3 protein-coding genes are annotated in these 6300 nt (G+C 31.1%); 1 reads left to right on the top strand and 2 read right to left on the bottom strand.

Features of this window, described 5'->3' with window-relative positions:
- Nucleotides 1-809, top strand: an 809-nt coding sequence (locus EZH24_RS05875) for a zinc-binding dehydrogenase (RefSeq protein ID WP_137998210.1), incomplete at its 5' end; no start/stop codon positions are given.
- A 114-nt stretch (nucleotides 810-923) separates the two neighbouring features.
- On the opposite strand, the gene EZH24_RS05870 is transcribed toward EZH24_RS05875, so the two are convergent.
- Nucleotides 924-3782 (bottom strand): chromosome segregation SMC family protein, encoded by a 2859-nt coding sequence (locus tag EZH24_RS05870; RefSeq protein ID WP_137998209.1) that lies wholly within the window; start codon nucleotides 3780-3782, stop codon nucleotides 924-926.
- Nucleotides 3783-3903: 121 nt separating this feature from the next.
- Nucleotides 3904-6300: Eco57I restriction-modification methylase domain-containing protein (locus EZH24_RS14795; protein ID WP_137998208.1), on the bottom strand; the 2397-nt coding region annotated here is incomplete at its 5' end.

The following is a 6300-nucleotide window of genomic DNA, read 5'->3' as shown; positions in this document are numbered from 1 at the left end:
ATATTACTCCAGATTGGGATTCGGTAGAAGCTCAAGCGGGATATTCTATGCATTCGGGCGGTATGCTTGCGGGATGGAAATTTTCAAACTTCAAAGACGGAGTATTTGGAGAGTATTTCCATGTTAATGACGCTAACGGAAACTTGGCTTTGCTTCCTAAAAATATAGACCCCGTTGACGCTTGTATGCTATCCGATATGGTGCCTACGGGATTTCATGGTGCGGAACTTGCCGATGTTCAATACGGAGATACGGTTTTGGTTATAGGAATAGGACCTGTCGGTTTAATGGGAGTAGCGGGAGCGAGCTTAAGAGGAGCTTCAAGAATCCTTGCGGTTGGAACGAGAAAAAATTGTATAGAAGCGGCAAAAAAATACGGAGCGGACGAATTCATAAGCTATAAAAACGGACCAATCGACAAACAGGTTTTGGAGATGACAAACGGAAAAGGAGTCGATAAGGTTATCATTGCTGGCGGAGAAGTAGAAACTTTTGCCGAAGCCGTTCGTTCTTTGAAACCAGGCGGAAAAATAGGAAATGTAAACTATTTGGGCAAAGGCGATTATGTTCAAATTCCAAGAGCCGAGTGGGGAGTCGGTATGGGACATAAGGCGATATTCGGCGGACTTATGCCAGGCGGAAGATTGAGAATGGAAAAATTGGGTTCATTGGTTTCTTCTGGCAAATTAAATGTTCATCATATGGTATCTCATGTATTCGAAGGTTGGGATAATTTGGAAAAAGCTTTATTTATGATGAGAGACAAACCTGCGGATTTGATTAAACCAGTGGTTAGTATAGAAAAATAATCATAATAAACTCACAGTATTTGGACGGGCATTATTTTAAGTAATTTAAATAAACGCCTGTCCTTATTATTTTAAATAATTTCTATTGTGCGCTAAAAACGAATTGTATATTTTTTAACTTTCGGCGACAAGTTGGTTCTTGCTTCCATTAACCGTTCCGTCTTTATCCACTTTAACTGTGAATATTTTTGAAACTCCTTTTTCTTCCGCGGTTATTCCGTAGTAAGCGTCCGCAATCGTTGCCGATACTTCGTTATGCGTGATTATTAAGAATTGAGTTTTATCCGATAAACCTTTTACCATATTTTTGAATCTTATGATATTTGCTCCGTCCAAAGCGGCATCAACTTCGTCCAATATGCAAAAAGGAGAAGGACGATATAAGAAAATTGCGAAAACCAAAGCGAGTCCCGTCATTGTAAGCTCTCCGCCCGAATAAGAAACTATATTTTCCATTCTTTTTCCCGGAGGTTGAGCGAAAATATCAATCGGGCTGTTTAATAAATCCTCTTCGTTTTGTATTTTTAATCCAGCGTTTCCTCCGCCAAATAATATTTTAAAAGTTTCCGAGAATTTTTTATTTATTTCGTTAAATGTTTTTAAGAAATCTTCTCCCGCTTTTTTATTTGCGTCAAATATGATTTTTAATATTTCTTCTTTAGATTTTTCCAAATCCTCTTTTTGTTTGCTTAAAAATTCGAATCGATTTTTCGCCTCTTGATATTCGTCCAAAGCCATTTCGTTTATATGTCCCAAATTTTTTATTTTATCGTTTACCGCGTTTAATTTATTTTTAAATGCTTCTTCATCGATTAAATTTTTTGTTTCGTTTTCAAAATCTTTCAAATTGAGAGCGTAATTTTCGTAAAAATGATTGTATATGTCGTTTATTTTTTCGTTGGTTTGATTTATTCTCTCGCTTATTCTCGTAATATTTTCGATTATCTCGTTCAATCGCTTAACTCTTTTTGAATGGCTTACTTCAAAATTCGATAATGTCGATTCGGCTTTTTTTATTTCGTTCGCTTTTATTCTCGATTCGCTTTCCATTTTTGATTTTTTCTTTTCAAGTTCTTTGAAATTAAAATTATTCTGTTTAAACTCTTCGTCTATAGTTTTATAATCTTCTTCAAGTTTGTTAATTTTTTCGGCAAGCGATAAAAATTCTTCTTCGAGCATTTTTATATTTTTTATTATTATATCTTTTCTATCTTCCAGCGCTTTTTTATTAGTTTCGTATTTAGCTTTTTCAATCGTTAAAGTAGTTAGATTGGAATTCGCTCTATTTATATTGTCCGCCGCAATTTTTATATCGTTATTAATCTCTTCGATTTTTTCGTTATTATTTTTAATATAATTTTCAAGTTCGGCAATTTCTTTATCAATATTTTCTTTTTGCATATAAGCGCCTTCTTTATCAAAAAGCAAATCAACAAACGGGTCTTTTATTTTAGTGTATTCTTTAAATATACTTTGCAAAAATAAAGCGTCATTTTTTTCGTTATCCAAATTGTCTTTTAATTTTTCAATAAATCCAGAAATCGAATTAAAATTAAGTTCGTTAAAATTATTCAATATATTATAATCTTCAAAATCTTTTATCGAATTCATTTTAGAATCTATCGCGTTTAACAAATTATTAAAACCAATATCAATATCCGCTTCATGTTTTCCGATATTTTGATAAAAACTATTTCCCATTATATCTTTTTTCTTTTCGTCAATTTCCGTCATTATTTTATTTATAACTTCGAGTTGTATCTCTCGAGCGTCCGAGATTTTCAAATTGGCGTTTTGATTATTTTGAGTTAGCGTTGAAATTTCGTCATTTAAACTCGCTATTTTATTTTGTTCTTTCGCAATATTACTTTCTTCAATTTCCTGCTCTTTTAATGTCCTTTCAATATTTTCGATAATATTTTTTATGTCGTCTTCAAATTCTTTTATTTGATTTTTATTTTCTTCGATTCTTTTATTTAAAATATTTTTTCTGTTAATATTTTCTTCTTTTTCTTTATCTTTATTTTCCAACTGAATTTTTAATTGATTTGACATTTTTTCAATATGAGTAAGTTCCGTGTCGATTAATGAAACTTGCTTATCCAATTCGATTGATAAATTTCTCGTCTCTTCAAATTTAAGAAGTTCGTTTTGTTTTTGATTATCCAAATCTTGCAATTCTTTTTCCAATCCCGATTTTTTATTATTCGATTCTTCCAAATTTTTTATAAGTTCTTCGAGGTTTATTTTAGATTTTTTTACTTGATTTACATTTATGCTTATGCTTATTTTTTTTCTTTCGTCAATCAAAGAATAATATTTTTCCGTTCTCGCAGCCTGTTCTTTTAACGATTTATAATATTTTTCGGCGTTCTTTATTTCTATTTTGACATTATCGAGATTTCTTTCCGATTCTTCCAATTTTCTTGTCGCTTCTCTTCGTCTTTCGAGATATTTGCTTATTCCCGCCGCATTTTCAATTATGGTTCTTCGCTCTTCGGGTTTTTGTTTCGCTATTTCCGATACAGTTCCCTGCTTGATAACCGAATATGCGTTTTTTCCGAGTCCCGTATCCAAAAACATATCGACTATATCTTTAAGTCGCACCTGCTCTTCGTTTATATAATACTCGGACAAACCCTTTCTATAATATTTCCTTGTTACGATGATTTCGTCTTTATCGTATTTTTTTATCCATTTGCTTTTATTGTCCAATGTTAAAGTTATTTGAGCGAGCGAAGACGGTTTCCTTGTGTCCGTTCCATGAAAAATAACGCTTTCGAGTCCTTTTGAAGTGTCGATTCTCAATCTGCTTGCCGATTGTTCGCCCATAACCCATAAAAAAGCCTCCACGATATTACTTTTTCCAATTCCGTTCGGTCCAAGAACAACCGTGACTCCTTCGTTGAATTCTATATTCGTTTCTATGGCGAAAGATTTGAATCCATGCAAATTAAGATTCTTTATATACATATATAAGTTTTTTCCTATTTATTAATCGTTCTATTATAACAATCGTATCGAAAAAAAGCAATAAAAAATATATCCTCATTGCGAGTCGAAGATGTGGCAATCTAAAGTAAATAAAATTCGACTAAACCCTAAACTCCAACTCATAACCAATAATAAACTCCGTCTCCTCTTCAGTCAAATCATAAAGCGGACAAATCAACCTGTCAATCTTATCAATAATATGTTTTGATTTTCCTATTTTATATTCTTTAAATTTGTCCATTGTATATTTTGATTTTGACGAAACTTCCCGAATATTTGCATTTTTTTCAATATCTTTTAAATATTCTTTGTATAAATTATTTATTGATATAATATTTTTGTCTGTAAAATTTGAATAAGGAATTGTAAATTGTTCTATTTCAAAACTTTTCCAATTAAGATTGTCTGAAAATATTTGATAAAACCAAAAAGAAAGGCTACTACTCAATATGCAACCTATAGCGTTAGCAAATTTTTTATCAAAATATAATACTGCTTCCGCTGACGAATTTGTAGGGTAATTGGTAATGACTTTATAATATCTTCCACCAGCAAATCTATAATAAATAGGCTTTCCTTTATATTCTTTCAAAAAATCTTTAATCGGTTTTTGTTTAAATATTTTTTGTAAAATGCTTTTTTCAATAGGAAGGCTTATTTTTGGGATTCTACCGAACATTTTTAAATCTTTTACTTCGATAAATTTTAAATTATTTATTAAATTTGAAAGATTAAAATTTTTCCCTTTGCGATACATTTTAGTAGAAAATAAATTTTTGCAAGGTGTTAGAGTTTTTTCAAAAGCTATAACCGAAGTATTAACGACTGCATTTTGAAAAACGGGTTGCGGACGAACAGCATAAGAAGATACCCAAATATTTTCGCAATTATTTTCCAATAAATAATGAACTCCCGACAAAGAGTCACTTGAAGTAAATGAAATCGGAACAATATAAGTTAAGTTTCCATTTTTCCCAAGCAAATCAAATCCTTTTTCAATAAATAATGTATAAGTGTCTAACGAACCTTTTTGAACACCTTTTATTGTTTTTGCCGTTTTATAATTTTCTTTATAAATTTTCTTTTCCTCTTCTTTTATTTTCGCTCCGTAAGGCGGATTGCCAATCACAATATCAAAACTCTTTATACCAAATTGAATCTCGCTGTCGAAAAACTCCGAAGATTTATTTTCAAAAGGATTCCAAGATGAAAATTTTTTCTTATCTTCTTTTTCCAAATAATCGTTTTTATCTATAAAATCCATCAATTCGTTAAATCTATGTTTTATATTATCTTTATCTTCTTTGGATGAAGAATTAAAATAATCTTCCGAAATTGATTTTATTTTTTCCACTACTCCGTCAACATACATTGAATTAAAAGATTGTTGAGAGTTATTTTTTACTTTAATTGATATAAGGCTATTTGCCGATATAAAATTAAATTCCAAATTCGGCAAAGCTTTAATTCCCAAATTCGATTTTTGATTATCATCTTTTTCCTCGTCTACTATCAAAGACAAAAACGCTCTTAATCTGCTAATCTCTGTCGCTATCGGTTGAATATCTACGCCGTGTATCATTCTCTGAAGCATATCCAATTTATAAGCGTAATTAAATTTTTTGGCGTTATAAAGTTCCTCAAAATCTTTTCTCGCAGCTCCTTGAATGTCGCTTAAAATATAATCTTTATAATATTCATGTCCGCCGTCCAATTTGTCTATAATATTAAATACTCTGCTCAATACTCCCATAGGAAAAGCTCCGCTTCCGCAGGCTATGTCCAATATTTTCATTTCATGTATCGCTTTAAGTATTTCCAAACTTTCTTCTTTCGTCCATTTCGTTTCGTCTCCTATGTTAAAAATATTTTCTATTTTCTCGCTTGGAATTTTTACTTTCTTCTTCAAATAAAGTTTTATCGATTCGCAAACCATATAATCGACAATCTCTCTCGGAGTATAAAAACTTCCCGTTTCTTTTCTTGCATTTATTGAAGTCTCGGGATTGATTTCCGCAAGCAAGTTTTCAAATATTCTGCCGAGCATTTCGGGTTCTATAGAAATTTCAATATCAAACGGCGCGCTTTCGTCAACGGTAAAATTATAAAGGCTAAAAAATTCAAACAATTCTTTTATTATTTCGCTGTCAATCGTTTCTACTTTCTCATCGTCTTTTTGTTTTGAAAATAATCCGCCGTTCAAAAATGGAATTTGTTTTTCGTATTTTTTAATTATTTTACTTGTAATTTTTCTCTCTTCCATTCTCGCGTTAAGAACATTAAAAAATAATTCTTCCAAAACTTCTTTATAATAATTCTTGCCAACTTGCGCGAAAGTTTCAGAATCAAAAATTTCTTTCGGTATCAAATCCTTCTCTCTCAAAAACCAACAAAAAAGCGCCCTTCCCAAAAACCTTAAACTAAATTCCTTTGCATCATTTTCTCCCGATGCATTTTTATTTTCAAAATTCTTCAAAACATCTTTATAAATCTTATC

Origin of the sequence: Brachyspira catarrhinii (assembly GCF_005518285.1) — a bacterium.
Classification (GTDB): Bacteria; Spirochaetota; Brachyspiria; order Brachyspirales; family Brachyspiraceae; genus Brachyspira; species Brachyspira catarrhinii.
Note: the sequence above shows the minus strand (reverse complement) of the source record. Positions and strands in the feature narration are given on the sequence as shown.

Coding starts and splice junctions, on each gene's coding strand:
- EZH24_RS05870 (WP_137998209.1), bottom strand. CDS start 3,782: ATGTATATAAAGAATCTTAATTTGCATGGATTCAAATCTTTCGCCATA.